This is a genomic window from Microcystis sp. CS-574 (assembly GCF_028329095.1).
GTDB classification, from domain to species: domain Bacteria; phylum Cyanobacteriota; class Cyanobacteriia; order Cyanobacteriales; family Microcystaceae; genus Microcystis; species Microcystis ichthyoblabe_A.
In genome coordinates this window covers 1-20,711 of record NZ_JAQMSY010000196.1, presented here as the reverse complement: position 1 = coordinate 20,711, position 20,711 = coordinate 1, and the positions used below count along the sequence as shown (strand labels likewise).

17 protein-coding genes are annotated in these 20,711 nt (G+C 43.5%); 11 read left to right on the top strand and 6 right to left on the bottom strand.

Annotated elements, in window-relative coordinates; genetic code table 11:
* Positions 1-32 precede the first annotated feature (32 nt).
* The 3 genes from ndhI to nuoK all read left to right on the top strand — a co-directional run bounded on the left by ndhI (position 33) and on the right by nuoK (position 1,626).
* On the top strand, positions 33-605 hold the full coding sequence (gene ndhI, locus PN470_RS15785; protein WP_002733194.1) for an NAD(P)H-quinone oxidoreductase subunit I: 573 nt from the start codon (positions 33-35) through the stop codon (positions 603-605).
* 93 nt (positions 606-698) lie between these two features.
* Entirely contained in the window at positions 699-1,295 is a 597-nt protein-coding gene (locus tag PN470_RS15780) for an NADH-quinone oxidoreductase subunit J (RefSeq protein WP_185239303.1), read from the top strand.
* A 25-nt stretch (positions 1,296-1,320) separates the two neighbouring features.
* The gene (gene nuoK, locus PN470_RS15775) at positions 1,321-1,626 is read left to right on the top strand and encodes an NADH-quinone oxidoreductase subunit NuoK (RefSeq protein ID WP_272104784.1); all 306 of its coding nucleotides are present in this window, start codon (positions 1,321-1,323) and stop codon (positions 1,624-1,626) included.
* Positions 1,627-1,693: 67 nt separating this feature from the next.
* On the opposite strand, the gene lptC is transcribed toward nuoK, so the two are convergent.
* On the bottom strand, positions 1,694-2,842 hold the full coding sequence (lptC, locus tag PN470_RS15770; protein ID WP_272104776.1) for an LPS export ABC transporter periplasmic protein LptC: 1,149 nt from the start codon (positions 2,840-2,842) through the stop codon (positions 1,694-1,696).
* A gap of 76 nt (positions 2,843-2,918) precedes the next feature.
* Positions 2,919-4,109 carry an HhoA/HhoB/HtrA family serine endopeptidase gene (locus PN470_RS15765; protein ID WP_272104783.1) on the bottom strand — a complete coding sequence of 397 codons (1,191 nt, stop codon included), beginning with the start codon at positions 4,107-4,109 and terminating at the stop codon, positions 2,919-2,921.
* Positions 4,110-4,494: 385 nt separating this feature from the next.
* On the opposite strand from PN470_RS15765, the gene PN470_RS15760 reads away from it, so the two are divergent.
* From PN470_RS15760 to PN470_RS15735, 6 genes are all read left to right on the top strand, one after another.
* Positions 4,495-5,403: an FkbM family methyltransferase gene (locus PN470_RS15760; RefSeq protein WP_002776996.1), complete on the top strand. Its 909-nt coding sequence runs from the start codon at positions 4,495-4,497 to the stop codon at positions 5,401-5,403.
* A 102-nt stretch (positions 5,404-5,505) separates the two neighbouring features.
* Positions 5,506-6,843: a Mur ligase family protein gene (locus PN470_RS15755; protein WP_002776995.1), complete on the top strand. Its 1,338-nt coding sequence runs from the start codon at positions 5,506-5,508 to the stop codon at positions 6,841-6,843.
* A gap of 128 nt (positions 6,844-6,971) precedes the next feature.
* Positions 6,972-7,775: a type 1 glutamine amidotransferase gene (locus PN470_RS15750; protein ID WP_012267906.1), complete on the top strand. Its 804-nt coding sequence runs from the start codon at positions 6,972-6,974 to the stop codon at positions 7,773-7,775.
* A gap of 76 nt (positions 7,776-7,851) precedes the next feature.
* Positions 7,852-8,772, top strand: coding sequence for a hypothetical protein (locus PN470_RS15745; RefSeq protein ID WP_272104775.1), 921 nt, complete (start codon positions 7,852-7,854; stop codon positions 8,770-8,772).
* A 272-nt stretch (positions 8,773-9,044) separates the two neighbouring features.
* Entirely contained in the window at positions 9,045-9,434 is a 390-nt protein-coding gene (locus PN470_RS15740) for a hypothetical protein (RefSeq protein ID WP_272104774.1), read from the top strand.
* A 202-nt stretch (positions 9,435-9,636) separates the two neighbouring features.
* The gene (locus PN470_RS15735; RefSeq protein WP_272104773.1) at positions 9,637-12,210 is read left to right on the top strand and encodes a tetratricopeptide repeat protein; all 2,574 of its coding nucleotides are present in this window, start codon (positions 9,637-9,639) and stop codon (positions 12,208-12,210) included.
* Positions 12,211-12,313: 103 nt separating this feature from the next.
* Here the strand turns inward: PN470_RS15735 and PN470_RS15730 are convergent, their stop codons facing one another.
* The gene (locus PN470_RS15730; protein ID WP_271935674.1) at positions 12,314-12,820 is read right to left on the bottom strand and encodes a DUF4164 domain-containing protein; all 507 of its coding nucleotides are present in this window, start codon (positions 12,818-12,820) and stop codon (positions 12,314-12,316) included.
* A 112-nt stretch (positions 12,821-12,932) separates the two neighbouring features.
* Complete coding sequence (locus PN470_RS15725) at positions 12,933-13,241, bottom strand: DUF1515 domain-containing protein (protein WP_002736582.1); 309 nt, start codon at positions 13,239-13,241, stop codon at positions 12,933-12,935.
* Between the two features lie 347 nt (positions 13,242-13,588).
* Between PN470_RS15725 and PN470_RS15720 the strand changes: the two genes are divergently transcribed.
* Positions 13,589-14,374: an SWIM zinc finger family protein gene (locus PN470_RS15720; protein WP_002736871.1), complete on the top strand. Its 786-nt coding sequence runs from the start codon at positions 13,589-13,591 to the stop codon at positions 14,372-14,374.
* 298 nt (positions 14,375-14,672) lie between these two features.
* On the opposite strand, the gene topA is transcribed toward PN470_RS15720, so the two are convergent.
* Complete coding sequence (gene topA, locus PN470_RS15715) at positions 14,673-17,309, bottom strand: type I DNA topoisomerase (protein WP_272104772.1); 2,637 nt, start codon at positions 17,307-17,309, stop codon at positions 14,673-14,675.
* 841 nt (positions 17,310-18,150) lie between these two features.
* Here topA and PN470_RS15710 point away from each other — a divergent pair.
* Positions 18,151-18,765 carry a DUF938 domain-containing protein gene (locus tag PN470_RS15710; RefSeq protein ID WP_271935668.1) on the top strand — a complete coding sequence of 205 codons (615 nt, stop codon included), beginning with the start codon at positions 18,151-18,153 and terminating at the stop codon, positions 18,763-18,765.
* 335 nt (positions 18,766-19,100) lie between these two features.
* On the opposite strand, the gene PN470_RS15705 is transcribed toward PN470_RS15710, so the two are convergent.
* Entirely contained in the window at positions 19,101-20,156 is a 1,056-nt protein-coding gene (locus PN470_RS15705) for a Fe(3+) ABC transporter substrate-binding protein (protein ID WP_272104771.1), read from the bottom strand.
* Between the last annotated feature and the right edge of the window lie 555 nt (positions 20,157-20,711).

The window sequence follows — 20,711 nt, the reverse complement described above, 5'->3', positions numbered from 1 at the left end:
TGCCCTGTTAACCTACTATACCTCTGACCATCATGTTTAACATCCTCAAACAAGTCAGCGATTACGCCAAAGGTAGCATTCAAGCGGCGAAATACATCGGCGAAGGTTTATCCGTTACCTTCGACCATATGCGTCGTCGTCCGATTACCGTCCAGTATCCCTACGAAAAGTTAATTCCCTCGGAACGTTATCGGGGTAGAATTCACTTTGAGTTCGATAAATGTATCGCTTGTGAAGTTTGTGTGCGAGTTTGTCCGATTAATTTACCAGTAGTGGATTGGACTTTTAACAAGGAAATTAAAAAGAAAGAACTCAAACACTACAGTATCGATTTTGGGGTCTGCATTTTCTGCGGTAATTGTGTGGAATACTGTCCGACTAATTGCCTATCGATGACCGAAGAATACGAACTAGCGACCTATGATCGTCATGAATTAAACTATGATAACGTCGCCCTAGGCCGTTTACCCTACAAAGTCACCCAAGACCCGATGGTAACACCTCTGAGGGAATTAGGTTATCTGCCTAAAGGTGTCATCGAACCCCACGATTTACCCGCCGGTAGTCAACGCGCCGGTAAACGTCCGGAAGAAATTACCGATTAATTAGCAGTTAGCTATCAGCCGTCAGCCGTCAGCCTTCAGAAGCTGATAACTAATAATTAATAACTCTCAAACATAAAAGGAGATGAAACTACTGTGAATTTAGCCGAGGGCGTTCAAATAGTATCTTTTGGCATTTTAGCAGCCCTAGTAATCGGGACAGCTTTAGGCGTGGTACTATTATCTAATATCGTTTATTCCGCCTTTTTATTGGGCGGTGTTTTTATCAGCATTTCGGGTTTATATCTCTTACTAAATGCTGATTTTGTAGCGGCGGCACAAATTCTAATTTATGTGGGTGCAATTAACGTTTTAATTCTCTTTGCTATTATGCTTGTTAATAAGCAAGAGGACTTTTCTGCTATTCCTAAACGTTGGATTCGTCAGGCATCTACTGCTTTAGTTTGTGTGGGTTTATTTGTACTGTTATCGACCATGGTTTTAATCACACCTTGGTCAATTTCTAGCACTTCTCCCGCAGTAGTGACTAACACTTTAGTAGAAATCGGTAAGCATTTCTTTAGTGATTTCTTGCTACCCTTTGAATTAGCTTCCGTGCTATTATTAATGGCCATGGTCGGAGCAATTATTTTAGCTCGTCGTGACCTTATCCCCACCCTGAAAGCTGAAGAACCTACGGCCACAGCTTTAACATTACCCGAACGACCTAGAGAATTAACCGCCCCTAAATAAGACCAAAAAAAGAGGTATCATGCAGATTCAGTTAGAGTATTATTTGTTATTAGCGGCGGCTTTATTTTGTATCGGAATTTATGGTTTAGTCACCAGTCGCAATGCTGTCCGGGTTTTAATGTCGATCGAATTGATGCTCAATTCCGTTAACATTAACTTAATGGGTTTTTCCAACTATCTTGACCCCGCTAATATCCGAGGCCAAATTTTTACTATTTTCGTGATTACCGTAGCGGCAGCCGAGGCAGCCATGGGTTTAGCGATTATCCTGACTATCTATCGTAACCGCGACACCATCGATATGGAACAGTTTAATCTGCTCAAATGGTAAGCTTTTAAATATTTACCCCCCCTCTCTCCCTTTTCTGGGGAGAGTTTTTTTTGGCCAATTTTCCCTGTTAACGGGGATAAATCTCGGTGACAACTCGATCGGGCGAGCTACTGGTAACAACAATGTTATTATCTTCTAAAGTGCCGATCGCTTTATCGCCAGTGAGATTAAATTTTGGTTCCTGTTGTTCATAGATAATATTCCCCTCGGCCTCGACAATTTTTTCCGACATTTTCCAAGTTAAGATCTGACTATACAATTGCGCCCCAGTTTTCTGATTAATCCCCTTAACCCCATCCTTGAGATAAGCGATGCGATTGCCTAATTCCACCACCACACGATTACCAGTAATAGTGATTTGATCTTGATATTGAAAAATTTCCGTGGGGCGATCGGACGTTAGGGTACGATTTTGATAGTTCCAAATTGCCTGAGAACCAGAAATCTGTAAAGGTGGTTCTAAAGAGCGATATTCGAGGTTTTCTTGCAGGATAACCTGATTATTTTTTCTTTCCCAACGACCGCCGATAGCAGTAAGGCGATCGATAATAGTTTTATCAATATAGCGATCAAAAGCGACTTTTTGATCGGTACTAATGACCTGTTGCGGAATTTCCCAGTACAGGCGCTCGGTTTGCAGGACGACACGAGATTCCTTGGCGGTAGCCACCACTTGACCTTGTAATTCTAGTTTTTCTTGGCGCGTATCGTAGCGTCCTTGGCGGGCCTTGGCTTCTAGTTGTAGATGACTACCTTTGATCCCTTTGGGGGAGATTAAAATACCTTCCTTGGGTAGCCAACGCAATTCCGGCGCGTTAATAATGGCCTTATTGCGGGGATCTACAGCCACAATATTATCTTTGAGGAGAATTTCCTGGCCTTCCTTATAAACTTCACCGCGGTCAGCACTAACCTGTAAAACTACTTTCCCATCTTGATAGATATTACCCTTGATATTTTCCAGACGGGCGATTTTTTGGTCTTGGGTGTAGGTAGCTTTTTTGACCTGAATTTTCCAGAGGGGTTGTCCCGAGGGGTTAGCCTGTTCTAAGGTGGCATTATTGAGAATTAAGCGGCCAGTTTCCTCGATTTTAGGCGATTCTGTCGGCGAAATTGTCGGCGGATCGGGAGGTTGACAGGCTGTTAATCCCAGCAAACCGATTAGAAGGGCAGCCCCGCGCCCAATTGATAGTTTTAATTGTAACCGCTGCCTCAATTTCGATTGCTCCGCTGCTATTTTCTCTCCTCCCAGTGTAGGGTAAGGGGTCGCCCCTTGACCGGTTGAAAGTAGTTTACTCGCTACTTTTGCTAGGAAAAACCCCCGGTTGAACGGTGAGAGTTTGTTGTTTACCCCTGCGGTTAATCTCGATTTCCAGATTACCACCGATCGCACTGGTTTCTACACCTTGCTGCACATCCGAAGCGGTTTTAACGGGGTTTCCTGCCACAGTTTCGATGATATCACCCGGTTGCATTCCGGCCTTTTGAGCGGGGGAATTTTCCACCACTCGCAGGACGATTACCCCTTCATTTTGGTCAATATTAAAGCTTAATTCTTTAGTTTCATTCAATTGCTGCCGTAATTCTGGGTTTAGCGTCACCATCTGGATACCGATGTAGGGATGTTCCGCTTTACCCTTGCTAGATAGCTGTCCCGCCACTTTTTGGGCGGTTTCGATGGGAATGGCAAACCCTAAACCCTGAGCATCGGCCCGAATTGCCGTATTAATGCCGATAACTTCCCCCTTGGCGTTCAGCAACGGGCCGCCGGAATTGCCGGGGTTAATAGCGGCATCGGTTTGGATAAAACGAACCCGTTTATCGGGAACCCCCACTTCGCTGCTAGTCCGGCCCAAGGCACTAATAATGCCCACCGTAACAGTATTATCTAAGCCTAGGGGATTGCCAATAGCGATCGCCCACTCCCCGGGGATTAAAGTTTCGGCCTTGCCAAAAGTCACCGTCGGTAAATTTTTCGCCTCAATTTTCACCAGGGCCACATCGGTCATATTGTCAACTCCCAGGACTTTACCCTGATAGGTTTGACCGTTTTTCAGAGTCACTTTTACTTGGGTTGTCCCTTCCACCACATGGGCATTAGTCAAAAGTAGTCCATCTGTACTAACAATAAACCCGGAACCAGTTCCCCGTTCCAAATGCTCCCTGGGAATCGGCACTTCATTACCAAAAAAGCGCCGAAAAAAGGGCTGTTTAAATTCTTCGGGAATTTGGTCGGCCACTTCCCGGGCCGAGTCAATCCGCACCACCGCCGGCCCGACTTTCTGCACGGCCTGGGCGATAAAATTAACATTACCGTCGGTTTGGGGAATAACAGGAAGAGAGAGGGAAGCGGGGAGGATTGCCGGCGGTTTATTTACCTCTAGGGGTGCTTTTCTGCTTAAATACTGATTTCCTAGCACACCCACAGTACCACCTAGGGCGAGTAATCCCAGTGAAATCCCCAATCTTGTCAATAAACCCATAAGCTCTAGCCCTAAAATGTCGTGTGCGGTAGAATCGGCCCCAAACTTACCTATATTATAGGCTGTCTTTTTCAAAGACGAACCCCTGGGGCAGATAAAGGCTTTTTGTATTTGATGGCAGTGGCAATCACGTTGATTAAGCGTTTCTCCTAAAGGTGAAGTGTAACCTATATTTGGCATCGTCTCCGCGCTCTGGTCTGCTGACTCCCCAAAAAGAAAATTTCGTATTCTACTATTAAGATAACTGCTGTAAGAATACTTCCCTGTAATCAAGTGGCTAAAACTTAACTCAGATGCTACATTTTCTGGAAATCTATTGGCTTTAAATATTGACAAAATTCTCGAAGCGTAATATGATGTTTTCAAATATTTCAAGCCTGAGTTTATGAATGATAATTTAAAGCTGGTTAATACACCTGAAGATAAATTTTATTGTCTCGACCCGAAGACATCTAATTTATTGGAAAATCTGCGAGATTTGGCGAGTGCTTATCCCGGAATCGACGATAAAATGATTCATCCGGGGGATGTTTGCTTTGATATTGGTGCCAATATTGGCACTTTTTCAACTTTAGCGGCCCGTTTATCATCCCCTGAAGGACGGGTATTTGCCTTTGAGCCTTGTCCAGGAATTCATCAAATTCTCTTGGAAAACCTGCGATTGAATAATGTTTCACATTTAGTACAAGTACAAACTGATGTTATTAGTGATACTCAAAAAAAATTTTCTATAAAAAAAGCCCCTAAAAACATGGGAGCTACCCGCTTTATTGAATCATCAGAGGTGGAAGGAGAACTATTTACTTCCACAACCTTAGATTTTTGGATAGAAAATAATTTGCATCTAAAACAGTGTGATTTTATTAAAATAGATGTGGAAGGAATGGAGATTAAAGTTCTTCAGGGAGCCAGGAAGACTTTAAAACAGTATCACCCCATGTTATATATTGAAGTTTGTTCACCCCATTACGAAAAATATGGATTTAAAATTGAGCAATTGCAAGAATTTTTAGCAGAAATTGGCTACCATTTCTTTCGTTATTTCGCTCCTGCGCCTTTTCTCACTAGCGATCTACGTCGCCTCCATTCTCTTAACCAAGGTTCTTATTTTTATAATTTAATCGCCATTCACCCTAGCAGTCCTCGCTATCCTCAAAAATACAATTCTACACAAGAAGCTTTCCTGTTTATGATTGAGGAAAAATCAACAATTACTTATAGTGAATTACGCAGAAAATTTCCGATCAGAACTACAATTAAAAAACTTGTTAGGGGAGAAAAAAAGCCAGAATAAACTGAGATTTACCCCCACTGGGAGACTAATTAGGGAACTTACCCCGTTTACTGGTCTTCTTTTAGGGGTAAAATCACGAAACAGCTATAAGAATCTCACTTCATGCAATTGTTTGATCGCATCCGTTTAGGGATAGCCGTAGCGGTGGCTAAAACCGTTACTGCTGTGGTTAAAGGACTCCGTTTAGGGGCCGCCAGCGTCTTGCCGGGGGAAATTGCCCGTCGTCTCCATCCCCGTTTGTTGCCGCTACTTTGTGGGCAAGTCCGACGGGGGGTAATTTTGGTGGTTGGCACGAATGGAAAAACTACCACTTCCCTACTGCTAAGAACTATTCTAGAGCGTCAGGGGGCAAAAGTCACCCATAATACCACTGGGGCAAATTTAATTAATGGTTTAATCACTGCTTTATTAGCCGATGCTAATTTATTCGGCACTTTAAAGGCTGATTATGCCATTTTAGAAGTGGATGAAAATATTCTCCCTTTGGTTTTAAAAGATTGTCGTCCTCGCGCTATTCTAGCTCTTAATTTGTTTCGCGATCAACTCGATCGCTATGGGGAAGTGGATACAATTAGTCGCCGTTGGCAAGGGGCCATATCTCCCCTACCCACCGATACTTTAGTGATTCTCAATGCTGATGATCCGACTCTTTCCCATTTGGGTCAACAACTGCCCCAAAGAGTTGTATATTTTGGCTTAAGTGAGCCAGAATTATATCTAGAAGAAATTCCCCACGCTGTCGATTCTATTTACTGTCCTAAATGTGGTGCTTCTTTGGATTATCGCGGGGTTTATCTCTCCCATTTAGGGGATTTTAGTTGTCCTAGTTGTGGCTTTAAAAAGAGTAATCCTGCTTTTCATAGTCACGATTGGCCGCAGATTTTAATCGGTGTTTATAATAAATATAATACTTTGGCGGCGGGTTTAGTAGCCCAGGAATTAGGGATTAAAGATCGAGAAATTTTTGAGACAGTTCAGGGTTTTAAAGCGGCTTTTGGTCGAGCGGAAGAATTAGAAATTGAGGGTAAAAAAGTTAGGATTTTACTGTCTAAAAATCCCGTGGGTATGAATGAAACAATTCGCGCAGTGGCTGATATTTTACAGAAAGAAAAGTCTTCTACTACTCTCTTAGTTCTCAATGATCGCATCCCCGACGGGACGGATGTTTCTTGGATTTGGGATGTGGATACGGAAAAATTAACCCGTTTGGGAACAACTTTAGTGGTAACAGGCGATCGACTTTATGACATGGCTTTGCGCTTACAATATAGTCAGGATAGTCTCGCTTATCCGGTTAATTTAATTGTTGAATCCGATCTAAAAAAAGCGATCCAAATTGCCCTTAATAACACCAAAAATGAGGAAACTTTACATATTTTACCCACCTATTCTGCTATGTTAGAAGTACGAGAGATTCTCACGGGTCGAAAGATTTTGTAGAAATTAGAAAAGAGTGAAGATTAGTGTTAGGTGTTGGGGTGTTAGGGTGTTAGTTGAATTCCCCCATTTCCCCATTTGCCCATTCCCCCATTTCCCCATTTCCCCATTCCCTAATCCCCTAAAAAATTATGCAAGAACTAGAACTAAAAATCGGCTGGTTATATCCGACCTTAATGAGTACCTACGGCGATCGAGGTAATGTTATTACTATTCAAAGAAGATGTCAATGGCGTGATATTCCTGTGACAATTATTCCCCTAGATGCTCAAACAGAAGCCGAGACATTTTACCAAGTAGATATAATTGTTGGGGGTGGAGCGCAGGATCGGCAACAGGAGATCGTTATGCGCGATTTACAGGGGAAAAAAGCAGCGGCGATGAAAGAACAATTATCGGCAGGAATACCCGGGGTTTTTACCTGTGGTTCCCCACAATTATTAGGGCATTATTACGAACCAGCTTTCGGTCAAAGAATCGAAGGATTAGGATTATTAGACCTAGTAAGTAAACATCCTGGCCCCAATGCAAAACGCTGTATCGGTAACGTGGTTTTTGAAATTACGGCCTCTCCCTTAGCGGAGGAAATTAAAGCTATGACTGGGGAAAAACCGCTAGTAATTGGCTTTGAAAATCACGGGGGTCGTACCTATTTACAAACCGTTTCTCCCTTGGGAAAGGTGATTACTGGTTACGGAAATAACGGAGAGGACGGTTATGAAGGAGCATTTTACCACAATGCGATCGCTACCTATGCCCACGGTCCCCTACTACCCAAAAATCCCTTTTTAGCCGATTGGTTAATCCAAAAAGCTTTAGAACAAAAGTATCAAAAACCGATTTTTTTAACAAAACTTGATGATTCTCTGGCCCTGAAAGCACGATTTGCCATGTTTGAACGACTAGAACTAACCGGCGTGACCAATAAAGCCTAAACTGGTCATATACACTTATGGCAGGAGATAGTCAAACTAGCCATTAAAAATTTTAATTCTGGCAGCTTATGAAATTATGACTGGAAAAATTATCGATCGTCAAACGGCGGGGTTTCTCGTCCTCATCATCCCCCTAGCGGTGTTAATCATCCTTCTTTTTACCGCTTGGCCATTGATCCTACTTGTCTTCCTCTTAACTCTGGCAGTCAAGGTGTGGCAAGACTATCGCTGGTCAAAATTATCGACGGTGATTAACCCCTATTTCAATCAACTTTTACAGGACAATCAAGGTTGTCTCACCCCGATTGACCTATCGGCAAAAGCCAATCTCACGGCCAAATTAGCCAGACAATTTTTAGACAGAAAAGCTGAGGAATTTGGGGCGCAAAAAAAAGCTGTAGGCGATAAAGGTATGGCCTATTACTTTATCACCGCCAGTACCCTGGGTAGTATTTTTGATGAGAGTGACCCCTCTTTAGAAGAAATAGGGGAAAAACAAGTTCCTGCGATTACTGCCTCGAGATCTCCCCTGACCAATTTAGAGCCATCGCAGGAGGCTAAATCCCCCCTGATTGTCGCCGAGAAAAGCGAAAATTCTGTCCCGGAGGTTCCTGTTATTTCCTCCTCCCAACCCCTGACTAATTTAGGTAAATTATTTGAGGAAAAAGAGGAAGAAAATATCGCAGCAATCTCTGTTCAAGAAACGGTAATTCAAGAACCGGAGGAGATAATTAATCCTAGTTTAAACAGTTCTGCCAGTTCTTTGTTCCAGTCAGAATCAGAAGTTAGGGAAGAATCACTAACCTCTGTATCTGAAGCCATCTCATCGATGAGTTTGGCGGATTTGGCTAAACGTTTAGGAGTTACTCCGGCCGTTTTGGGTAGAAACAAGAAAAATAAATCCGAAACAGAATTCGCCGATTGGAGTCGCATCAGAGATCCCGATGGTATTGCTTGGAAATTTGACGCAAAAAACTCCCTATTTGTGGCCAACTGATAGGTGATTTGTTTGGTTTTCTAGACAGGCTCTCTGCCTGTCTTTTTTGGCTCTAAGATAAGGGGGTATCGGCACCCCCCTTATCAAGGGTAGGGTTGATTCATGAATCAACCCTACTATGAACCAAACCTAGGAACAGGGGGGATCGACACCCCCTTATCAAGGGGGGATCAAAGGAACGCTGATTCCCGACAAGATGAGTGATTGACTTTCCTGCTTTCATCCCAAAATAGTTGTGCTAGAATGGCGAAAAATTCTCGCGATTGATAATTATGTTAGCAGAGTTAGCCGCCGCCGAAATCGCTAAAATCGCCTTTGAAGCTGTTATCGGTAAATTAACGGAAGGAGCAATGGATAAAGGTGTAGAATTGTGGCAAAAAATTAAGCAAAAGTTACAAAAGGAACCCGCCGCCGCTCAGGTTTTAGCGGCAGCAGAACAAACCAAATCCGAGGCGATGATTGAACAGCAAGTGGTTCCTTTTTTACAGGTAGAAATGCTCAAAGACCCCAATTTTGCCCAAGAAATCCAAACCCTAGCACAACAAATTAAACAAGTTATCAACAGTGGCAATCAAGAAAATATCGCCATGAATGCCACAGCTTATGATAATAGTACCGTTAAAATAGTAGGAAAAATCGAGGCAGGTAAAGTTAGTTTCTAAATCCTAATGGCTCTCTTGGGTTAGTTGGGTAAAATGTATCACTGAATACATTTTATTATTCCCTATTTGCCAGAAGAGAAGGATGAACCACAAAGGCACAAAGGACACAAAGAGTAACTAGCGATCGATTAATCAAACTTATCACAGGAAAGACAAGAGAGCCATCCTAATTTTTATCTCAAGAAAACCCCCAATTTTTCTCATGACTTCAGAAACTAATTCCAACGAGATTAATCTATCGGCAACGGCCCAGGCTCAATCTAAAGTAAATTTAATTGGCAAAATCGAGACTAAAAATCTAATACTTTCCGAGGAACTTTTAAACCGATTGGAAACTCCATCGGGGGGTATTTTCAAGGGAGGAGATGCTCGAAAAAGTCTCGTCCATTGGCAGGGAAGGGAGGAGGAAATCACCCAAATTAAGCAGTGGTTTAATGATCAAAATGTTGCGATGATTGGCATCAAAGGAGTTGGAGGAATTGGAAAATCTACCCTAGCCAGCAAAATTTTTGAGGAGAAAATTACCCTCGATCCTTACCTAGGGGACGATGAAGATTTATTCCCAAAACGCTTTTGGTGGGAAGCGGGAAATCTGGGCGGATTTAGTGGTTTAGCTCGCCAATTCCTGACGGAATTTGGTTATCCCGTCCCCGAAAAAGAAATAGATTTACAGGAAGCTTTAATCAGACAATTGCAACGCCATCGCCACCTAATTATTATCGATAATCTAGAGAGTTTATTAGGGGAAGATGGTTCTTGGAATAATGAATTTTATCAGCAGTTTTTCACTGCTTGGATAGAAAAAGGTGACACCAGCAAAATTATAGTCACCACCAGAGAAAAGCCAAAAACTAGGGGTTTTAACCGTTGGATTGAGCTAAAAGGTTTGAAACCTCCTGAAGGGGCGAAATTGTTAGCAGAATCGCAAATAACAGGGGATCTAGAGAACTTTTCTCGACGGGTGGATGGTCATCCATTACTCCTGCGATTGGTGGCGGATTTAATCTTAGCAGAATTTCCGCAAAACCCCAGTTTAGAAAGGTTAGCGGATTTAGGATTAGGAAATTTATCGCAACTTTTGAGCGATTCGCAGGTGGTGGGGAGTCATCGTCAAGAGACAGTGGGAATTGCTTTGGTTTTAGATGCTAGTTTTCAGCGACTTAGCCAAAGACAGCAAGAATTATTCACTAAAACCAGCATTTATCGCCGAGAATTTGATTCTCTGGCAGCCAAAGCGGTGATGGATAATTACCCGGAGATCGCACTATCCGAGATCACGGCAGCTCTGCGAGAATTGCAGCGACGATCATTATTAGAAGAAAAAGAGGAAAATCGCCAGCGAATTTTTAGTTTTCAGCCTTTAGTTTGGGAATATGCACAATACAAAGCCGGCGATCAAAGGGAATTACACCAAAAAGCGATCGCCTATTATCTTTCTATTGCTCAACCCGACTCCTGGGAAATCCTCAACGATGTGCAACCTTACCTAGAAATTTTCTATCATTGCTATCAGTTAACCGAGTACGACTATGCTTTTGATATTCTCCGTGCTATCGATGATTTTCTCACCCGACGGGGGTATTATCAAACCCTAGCGGATTATTACCTTGAATTAGTCACTGTTTACCAACAACAGCAGGAGCAAACCAACCGGAATTATGCCGCATCCCTCAGCAGTTTAGGCAATGCTTACTATTTTCTAGGAGAATACCAAAAAGCGATCGAGTTTCATCAACAATGCTTAGCAATCGATCGGGAAATCGGTGATCGGGAGGGTGAAGCGTATTCCTACAATAATTTAGGCAGTGTTTACGATTCCCTAGGAGAATACCAAAAAGCGATCGAGTTTCATCAACAGTCCTTAGCAATCACACGGGAAATCGGTGATCGGGGGGGTGAAGCGAAATCCTACAATAATTTAGGCAGTGTTTACTATTCCCTAGGAGAATACGAAAAAGCGATCGAGTTTCATCAACAATGCTTAGCAATCGATCGGGAAATCGGTGATCGGGAGGGTGAAGCGAAATCCTACAATAATTTAGGCAATGTTTACTATTCCCTAGGAGAATACCAAAAAGCGATCGAGTTTTGTCAACAGTCTTTAGCAATCTTTCGGGAAATCGGTGATCGGAGGGGTGAAGCGGCATACTACAATAATTTAGGCAATGTTTACTATTCTCTAGGAGAATACCAAAAAGCGATCGAGTTTTATCAACAGTCCTTAGCAATCGATCGGGAAATCGGTGATCGGGGGGGTGAAGCGAATTCCTACATCGGTTTAGGCAATGTTTACTGTTCCCTAGGAGAATACCAAAAAGCGATCGAGTTTTATCAACAGTCTTTAGCAATCAAACGGGAAATCGGTCATCGGGGGGGTGAAGCGGATTCCTACATTAATTTAGGCATTGTTTACGATTCCCTAGGAGAATACCAAAAAGCGATCGAGTTTTATCAACAGTCCTTAGCAATCACACGCGAAATCGGTGATCGGGGGGTTGAAGCGAATGCTTGGTTTAATCTGGGACTTACCTACTATAAACTCAAACGTATATCGGAAGCGAAAGAAGCAATTCTTCAAGCGCGGGAATTATTTCAAGCATTGGGGTTAGCAGCGGATGTTCAAAAGTGCGATCAGGCAATTCGGCAATTAGAAACCCGAAAATATCCCTTAATCGTTGCTTTCTTTCTGGGGGTGGTTATGTTTCCTTTAGTTTTAATTGGGGGGATAATAGTGGCATTGTGGCGATTGTTAAAAAGATGGTTGAGGAAAGCATAATTATCGGTAGGATGGGTTAAATATCCCTTATTTTTAACCTGAGTTTCACATCTGCTGATTTCCCCTCATAACTACCATAAAGTGAGAAATTATAGTAATATTTCTAAGGATTACCAGAAAAGAAAGAGCGCCATGCTGCTGTTCCGATCGCTCCTCCTAAAAGGATAATTAACGTCCAAACTTGATTTTTTTGGGTTCCTTCCAGCTTTTCTAGTCTTCTATCCATCCCATCGACTTTCTCAGTTAGTTTTGCTTGTCCTACCTCTAGCTTAGTTAGCCGTTCGTCAATTTTCTCAAATTTCTGGTTAAGATCCTTCTGTAGTCCGTCAAATTTCTGGTTAAAATCTTTCTGTAGTCCGTCAAATTTCTGGTTGAAATCCTGTTGCAAGGTATCGATTTTTTGGTTAAAATCTTTCTGTAGTCCGTCAAATTTCTGGTTAAAATCCTTCTGTAGGCTGTCAAATTTCTGGTTAACATCCTGTTGCAAGGTATCGATTTTTTGGGTGACATCTCTTTGCAAGGTATCGATTTTTTGGTTAACCTCCTTGATGCTGTCTTTAATTTCCTTGAGGACGGATTCAAGACTATAAGTAACGGTTTCGTTAGACATTTTGGTAACATCCTTGGGAGTAATGATAGTATAATAATTTTATTATAATCCTAAATCTGGTTATTAAAAACTGATTACCTATTGCCTAGAATTTAGTATTATGGCAATATTTCTAAGGATTACCAGAAAAGAAAGAGCGCCACGCTGCCGTGCCGATCGCTCCTCCTAAAAGGATAATTAACGTCCAAACTTGATTTTTTTGGGTTCCTTCCACCTTTTCTAGTCTTCTATCCATCCCATCGACTTTCTCAGTTAGTTTTGTCTGTCCTACCTCTAGCTTAGTTAACCGTTCGTCGATTTTGTCAAATTTCTGGTTAATATCTTGTTGCAAGGTATCGATTTTTTGGTTAACTTCCTTGATGCTGTCTTTGATTTCCTTGAGGACAGATTCAAGACTATAAGTAACGGTTTCGTTAGACATTTTGGTAACATCCCTGGGAGTAAGTTTTTTTACGCACTTTCCGTTGATACTACAATAATTTTATCTTAATACTAATACCATTTTTCTCAAGTAATGGCAGAGATGGTTAATTGCCCTCATCCCCAACCCCTTTCTGGGAGAGGGGAGTAGGATACCTGTCACGAATAAAGAAAAATGGTATTATGTTAAAATGTTGAGGGCTTTGTTTTTGGGTCTGATTTGTTGTTATATTGATCAGACTATACCTGATGAGCCTTTCTTAATCAGGCCTCGAGGCTGATGTGTTTCCTTTTTGAATTGGTGTTTTTGTTAGTAACGAAGCTGATAAGCGGTAGGGTAAATAAAAAATGACAGAACAAACTTGGTGGGTACAAAAATGGTTAGAACTACTCGATTCCTATCGCTTTAAAAAACGCTTGGAACGAGCTAGACTCTACGCTAGAGAGGGCAATGTTTTAAGTATTGACTTTGAAGACTCGCAAGTTATTGCTAGAGTACAAGGCAGTGAATCCGAACCTTATATAGTGGATTTATCCCTAGCGGCTTTTAGTGATGAAGAATGGGATTATATTATTAAGCTTCTCTCCAAAAAAGCCATTTATTCCGCTCAATTACTCACCGGACAAATGCCCGATCATATCGAGCGTGTTTTTATCGATAGTGGGGTAAATTTATTTCCCTTTTCCCTAGCTGATATTCGCTCCCGTTGCACCTGTCCCGATCAAGCCAACCCCTGCAAACATATAGGAGCAGTATATTATCAATTGGGCGATCGTTTTAGTGTCGATCCCTTCCTGCTTTTGCAACTGCGTGGCCGAAGCAAAAGCCAAATTCTGGAAGCTTTACGCGAAAAACGCTCCTATTCCTCTGATAATCAACCTTTAGCAGTCAGTGAACCCCCCGCAGCAGTCGAAAAAACTGCCCCCGAAAGTGCTATCGATCGCTTTTGGCAGTACGATGAGGAGCTAGATCCCTCCCTCGTTGTCATTACGCCGGGGAATGAAAATCAAACCATTCTCGACATTTTAGGCAATTTTCCCCTGGCTGCCCCCGAATCCGATGCCATAGAACAATTTTTAAAACCAATTTACCGGCAAATTCCCCAAGAAGCGATGGCGATTGCTTTACAGTAGGGGAATTTGGGGTATAAGTAGCTGGTTGTAATTAAATTAAAAATGGATTTTAGGTTTGATCCCCCCTGCCCCCCTTGATAAGGGGGGTTTGATCCCCCCTGCCCCCCTGCCCCCCTTGATAAGGGGGGTTTGATCCCCCCTGCCCCCCTTGATAAGGGGGGTGTCTGATAATTTTTAACGCCTACCTACTTAGGATCAGCCTAGTCAAAGTGGTGCCAAGGACAAAAAAGCCAGCCAGATTTGTCCTCGCATCAGGGTGAGGAATTGACCAGGTAGAAAATTGCCTCACCACTAACCGCTAAACCGTCTTACTTTTGCCGGTTTTACTACCCGGGGAAGTAGTTTTTTTAGTGGTGCTAGAAGTAGTTTTCTTGGTAGTGGTTTTCTTGGCAGTGGTTGTCTTGGCTGCTAGGGCGACTAAAGCTTGTTCTAGAGTTAGGGTTTCGGCGGTTTCTCCTTCAGGAATCTTGGCGTTAGTTTTGCCGTGTTTGATATAAACTCCGTAGGGACCCTCGTACAATCCCACCAATTCCCCGTCGTCGGGATGTTTACCCAATTCTTTTAGGGGTGGTTTGGTGGAACCGCGAGTGCCGCGAGTTTTTTTGGGTTCGGCTAATAAGGTTAAGGCTCGATCGAGGGTTATAGTTAAGACATCATCGCCAGCTTTCAAGGAACGATATTCTTTTTCCTTGCCCTCTTCCTGAACTACATAGGGACCAAAACGCCCTAAACTGGCTTTAATTTTGCCTCCGGTGAGGGGATGGGTTCCCAGTAGTCGTGGCAGTGCCAATAAACCCACCGCTTGTTCGAGGGTGACATCCTCTGGTTTGACTCCTTTGGGTAGGGAGGCGCGTTTCGGTTTGGGGTTGTCATCGCTGATATCTCCTAACTGGACGTAGGGACCGTAACTACCCACGAGCAGATAAATTGGCTCTCCGGTGTCGGGATGAAGACCGATTTTGTCCGGACCTTCGGTTTTTTGTCGCAGCAGGGTTTCTACCTGTTCGGGGTTGAGGTCGGCGGGGGTTAAATCGGCGGGGATGGAAGCGGTGAGGATTTCATCGCCTCGGGAGACTTCTAGATAGGGACCGTACTTGCCGATCTTGATGGTTGCCTGCAAATCCTCTAAAATCACCGATTTAGCGGTGCTAGAGTTAATTTGACCCTCGCGCTCTTTTACTTGGCTTTCTAGCCCCTTTTCGCCGCGATAGAAGCGATCGAGATAGGGCAACCACTGAGCGGAACCGGTGGCGATATCGTCGAGGGTTTCCTCCATCTTCGAGGTAAATTTGGGATCTACCAGGTCGGGGAAATGATTTTCTAATAAACCGACGACGGCGAAGGCGGTGAAGGTGGGAATGAGGGTTTTATTCCGCATTTGGGCATAACCGCGATCGATAATGGTGCCGAGAATAGTGGCGTAGGTGCTGGGTCGCCCGATTCCTTCACTTTCGAGGGTTTTTACGAGAGAGGCTTCGCTATAACGGGCGGGGGGTTGGGTATCGTGGCTAATGGCTTCTAGTTGGCGACAATTGGGGGTATCACCGACGCTGAGGGGGGGTAGGATTATTTCTTGGTCGTCGATGGCGGCTTCGGGATCGTCGGAACCTTCCACATAGGCGCGGAAAAAGCCGGGGAAGTCGATTCTTTTGCCGGAGGAGCGAAATCCGGCATTTTCCACCTGAATATTAACGGCGATCTGGGTAATACGGGCATCGGCCATCTGTGAGGCGACGGTACGTTTCCAGATTAGGTCGTAGAGGGCGAATTCTAGTCCGCTCAGGCCGGTTTCCCGGGGCAAGCGAAAGCTACTGCCGGCAGGTCGGATGGCTTCGTGGGCTTCCTGCGCGCCTTTGCTTTTGGTGGTGTATTGCCGGGGTTGGGGACTGAGATAGTTTTTTCCGTACATTTGTTCTACACAATGACGGGCGGCGCTGATGGCCTGATCGGAAAGATGGACGGAATCGGTCCGCATATAGGTGATGTAGCCCTGTTCGTAGAGATTTTGGGCGATTCGCATGGTGTCCCTGGCGGATATGCCTAGTTTCCGGTTAGCTTCTTGCTGTAGGGTGGAGGTGGTGAAGGGGGGGGATGGTTTGCGAGTGGTGGGTTTTTCTTCGGTGTGGCTAACGCGCCAGATTTTGTCTTGGATCTGTTCTTTTAAGGCGGTGGCGGTGGCTTGATCTAAGAGTGTCACCTGGCGACCGGGGAGCAGTCTGCCGGTGTCGGCATCGAAATCGCTCCCATTTGCCACTTTTTGACCGTTTAAGGTGACTAATTTCGAGTCGAATTGATTTTTGTCCTTTTCTAAAGTCGCCTTCAGATCCCAATAATTGGCGGTTTTAAAAGCCCGTCGTTCCCGTTCCCGTTGTACGAGCAGACGTACCGCCACCGATTGTACCCGGCCGGCGGATAAACCTTTGGAGATTTTTTTCCAGAGTAGGGGGGAGAGGGTATAGCCGTAGAGGCGATCGAGTATGCGGCGGGTTTCTTGGGCGTGAACTAAATTTTCGTCGATGGAGCGACAATTTTTCAGGGCGGTTTGGATCGCTTCTTTGGTGATTTCGTGAAATACCATCCTTTTGGTGGGTATTTTCGGGTTGAGTACCTGTAAGAGATGCCAACTGATGCTTTCTCCTTCCCGATCTTCGTCAGTGGCGAGGATCAGTTCGCTCGCGCCTTTGAGGGCTTCTTTTAATTCTTTGACGATTTTACTTTTGGTTTTGGGGACGACGTAGAGAGGATCGAAATCGTTCTCCACATCCACGCCTAAGTTAGCCCAGGATTTGTCTTTGTGGGCGGGGGGAATTTCTTCGGCAGAGGCGGGCAGATCGCGGATGTGGCCCATGGAGGCTTGGACTCGATAGCCGCTAGGCAGATAATTACTGATCGTCCGAGCTTTGGTGGGGGATTCGACAATAACCAGGGTTGACATAGGAATTGATCACGAGGGCATGGCCACAGCGACTGTTTTAGTTAGACTGACCATCTTTGTTTGATGATGGGCAAAAGTTACTATTTATCTTGACCGGCTTGATTCGGGTCAAAATCCACTTACTACGATAATAGAGATTAAAGCTGGTCTTTTGTCACTAACTTCTTAATAAAACTTAATATTTTTCTGGAGCAGGAAGAGGGGAGCAGGGAGATGGGGTAATGGGGAGAAGGGAGAAAAAAGCTGACTCGGAGAATACTGACTCCTAACCCAATGTTCGCCAAAGATAAGCAAAATTTATTTATTGATGCCAAAAACTTGAGAATATTTAAATTAACATTCCGCAATATTTATAAATTCTTAAGAATTAATTGAGAAAGATTTTTATTTAACAACGATGTTACAATGGTTACAGCGATTTTACTGAATTTCATAATGGCACATTCCGTGCTTTTTTAGGCAGCAATGGTTGAAACCCTTGCCACACCTAGAAGGTTATTCTAATTAGGACGGATAAATTAGTCAATTTCACCAACAACGATGATCTTTTTTGTGTGTAGTTTTATTGCAAAAAAAAAGTTTTTTTGACAAAAAGCACAAAGTATGATATGCACCCAACGTATTTCTGGCTGCCAGTAGTTATTGCAGAGTGGGAGTTGGGGAGAAGGGAGAATAAATAAAAATAATCCTCCTGACTGGAAAGAGGGTGTAGGGTGTGGGGTGTGGGGTGTAGGGAAGGAAACCTCTTTCATCTGTGGTGGTGAAAATTTTTTCATCAGGACTGACGCCTGACGACCGACGCCTAACCCCACCAACCAACTTTTTGCCGCAAACCCTAGTTATGTCTGATTTACGTCAATATGCCCCGGCAACAGAACGCAATCGTCAGCCGATTTTGGAAGTTCTCAGCCAATTTTTACCGAAGACTGGGAATATTCTAGAAATATCTAGCGGCACGGGTGAACACGCTGTTTTTTTTGCCCCTCGTCTTGCTCCTTGTCGTTGGATTCCCTCGGATTGTAACCCTCTGGCTCTAGATAGTATTCGCAGTTGGTGCGATTATTATCCTAGTTCTAATCTAGATCGCCCCCTATTTATCGATGTTCATCAGTCAGTTTGGGCGGTAGAGACGGAAAATATCGTTATTAATGCCATTGTTAATATTAATATGATTCATATCGCCCCTTGGTCCGCTTGTTTAGGTTTAATGGCAGGAGCGAGTCGCATTCTTAGTTCGGGGGAAATTCTCTATCTTTATGGTCCCTATAAACGACAGGGAAAACATACTTCTCCTAGTAATGAAAGCTTTGATTTTTCTCTCCGTTCTCAAAATTCTGCTTGGGGAGTTAGGAATTTAGAAGATGTGGTGCAAGCAGCGAGCGATCGAGGTTTACAATTGTTAGAAGTAATTCCTATGCCCGCTAATAATCTCTCGGTTTTATTTGCCTTAACATAGCAATTATCAGTGAACAGTAATCGGTAATTAGCTTCTAAAGGCAAAAGGCAAAAGGCAAAAGGCAAAAGGCAAAAAAAAGAATCTGGCAATTCTCCTACCTAAAAAGAAGGTTATAAACTAAGTACATCCAAGCTTTTAGCTTAACCAATTAAGTAGGGAGGCACAATTATTTGTAGGATGGGTTAGCGGTAGCGTAACATAATCGGGCGTTGGGTTTCATGCTTCAACCCAACCTACGTTCTGATCACTGAAAAAAGCTCCCCACTTCCCACTTCCCACTTCCCACTTCCCACTGATAACTGATAACTGATAACTGATAACTGATAACTGATAACTTATTTCCAACCAGCGCGATTCATTACCTGTACTGCTTTGGCTAAATTAGGACCATAATTAGCCACGCTAACGGTATCTTCTTTACCGCGTCCGAGTTTTGCTAGGAAAGGGTCTAAAGCAACCCCTCGAACCACGGGATATTCTTGATTACCCTTAGCAAAAAAGTTCTGTGCTTCATTGCTAGAAAGATACTCTAAAAATTTAATGGCCGATTCTCGATTGGGAGCGGTTTTAATTAAACCACCACCACTAATATTAACGTGAGCGCCGCGGCCTGTTTGGTCGGGGAAAATTACGCCTACTTGGTCATAAATTGCCCGTTTAGCGGGGTCTTTTTCTTCGGCATACCCCGCTAAGTAATAGGTGTTAGCTAGGGCTAAATCGGCAATTCCTGCGGCTACAGCTTCGATTTGTGCCTTATCATTGCCCTGGGGTGAACGGGCAAAATTAGCCACTAATCCCCGACACCATTTTTCTGTGGCTGCTTCTCCTTGGATGTCGATTAACCAAGCGGTAAAAGATTGACTATAGATGTTACTAGACGACCGAGTGACGACTTTTCCTTTCCATTTGGGATTGGTTAAATCTGCATAGGAATCGATTTCTCTGGGGTTAACTCTGTCTTTGTTGTACATGATTACCCGCAAGCGTTTACTAAACCCGAACCAGTGACCTTTGGGGTGACGCAAATGAGCGGGAATTCTTTGGGTGAGAATGGGGGAATTGACTGGGGCAAAAATTCCCTGTTGGTCGGCCCGCCATAATCTCCCGGCATCTACTGTCAGGAGTATATCAGCAGGACTATTGCGGCCTTCGCTTTTGATTCGTTCGATTAATGGGTCTGCTTCCCCTTCGACCAGGTTAATTTTTATTCCCGTTTGTCGGGTGAAGTTGTCATACAATCGTCGGTCGGTGTTGTAGTGACGGGAGGAATAGAGGTTTAATTGTTTAGTTTGGGCGGAAACTTCGTTTATTTTCCCTAATTGACCCACTGCTACTGCTAAGGTGGCTGTTCCCGCGCCTAGAAAGACTCTCCGAGTTATTTTATCGTTCATTGCTCGATTCTTGGCAAAGTTGTCTTTTCCTATTGTACAGCTATTGAGAATAATTCTTATCTATATGAGAAATTACTTGTCGGGCTAGGGCGGTAGATGGGGCAAAATCAAGGCAAAATCAGGGTTTTTTGCTTTGATAGGGCTAATAAATCCTCGAATCTATCGCTAGTTAAGTTCAATAAGCTTAAGATGTTACCTCAAGCTCGATCGAGGGTATTGTGGAATGAGAGCAGCGAGAGTCAAGATAATGATCAACAGCGATCACCAACAAGCGATCGAGCTAATGTTAGCATCGGGAGACTATAGCAATTCAGACGTTGTCAGATCAGAATAGAAAAGATGCAATGCAATCCTTGCTATCAAAGTAATTTCAGTTCCAATCTGATTCGGATCATCTTTCAATTCGACAACGCCTGATTTCTAGTCTATCTTTGACAATGGTAGTCGGTACTTCCTGGGCAAAACCGAATATAGTTTTGGCTCAAACTTGTAATTACTTTGCCGGAACTGCTGTGACGGGAAAAAGCGTTAACATCGATTTATGTTCGATTGTTC

Excerpts from the sequence above, each read along its gene's own strand:
- ndhI (WP_002733194.1), top strand. The coding sequence starts at position 33 with ATGTTTAACATCCTCAAACAAGTCAGCGATTACGCCAAAGGTAGCATT.
- PN470_RS15765 (WP_272104783.1), bottom strand. The coding sequence starts at position 4,109 with ATGGGTTTATTGACAAGATTGGGGATTTCACTGGGATTACTCGCCCTA.
- PN470_RS15760 (WP_002776996.1), top strand. The coding sequence starts at position 4,495 with ATGAATGATAATTTAAAGCTGGTTAATACACCTGAAGATAAATTTTAT.
- PN470_RS15755 (WP_002776995.1), top strand. The coding sequence starts at position 5,506 with ATGCAATTGTTTGATCGCATCCGTTTAGGGATAGCCGTAGCGGTGGCT.
- PN470_RS15750 (WP_012267906.1), top strand. The coding sequence starts at position 6,972 with ATGCAAGAACTAGAACTAAAAATCGGCTGGTTATATCCGACCTTAATG.
- PN470_RS15745 (WP_272104775.1), top strand. The coding sequence starts at position 7,852 with ATGACTGGAAAAATTATCGATCGTCAAACGGCGGGGTTTCTCGTCCTC.
- PN470_RS15740 (WP_272104774.1), top strand. The coding sequence starts at position 9,045 with ATGTTAGCAGAGTTAGCCGCCGCCGAAATCGCTAAAATCGCCTTTGAA.
- PN470_RS15735 (WP_272104773.1), top strand. The coding sequence starts at position 9,637 with ATGACTTCAGAAACTAATTCCAACGAGATTAATCTATCGGCAACGGCC.
- PN470_RS15730 (WP_271935674.1), bottom strand. The coding sequence starts at position 12,820 with ATGTCTAACGAAACCGTTACTTATAGTCTTGAATCCGTCCTCAAGGAA.
- PN470_RS15725 (WP_002736582.1), bottom strand. The coding sequence starts at position 13,241 with ATGTCTAACGAAACCGTTACTTATAGTCTTGAATCTGTCCTCAAGGAA.
- PN470_RS15720 (WP_002736871.1), top strand. The coding sequence starts at position 13,589 with ATGACAGAACAAACTTGGTGGGTACAAAAATGGTTAGAACTACTCGAT.
- topA (WP_272104772.1), bottom strand. The coding sequence starts at position 17,309 with ATGTCAACCCTGGTTATTGTCGAATCCCCCACCAAAGCTCGGACGATC.
- PN470_RS15710 (WP_271935668.1), top strand. The coding sequence starts at position 18,151 with ATGTCTGATTTACGTCAATATGCCCCGGCAACAGAACGCAATCGTCAG.
- PN470_RS15705 (WP_272104771.1), bottom strand. The coding sequence starts at position 20,156 with ATGAACGATAAAATAACTCGGAGAGTCTTTCTAGGCGCGGGAACAGCC.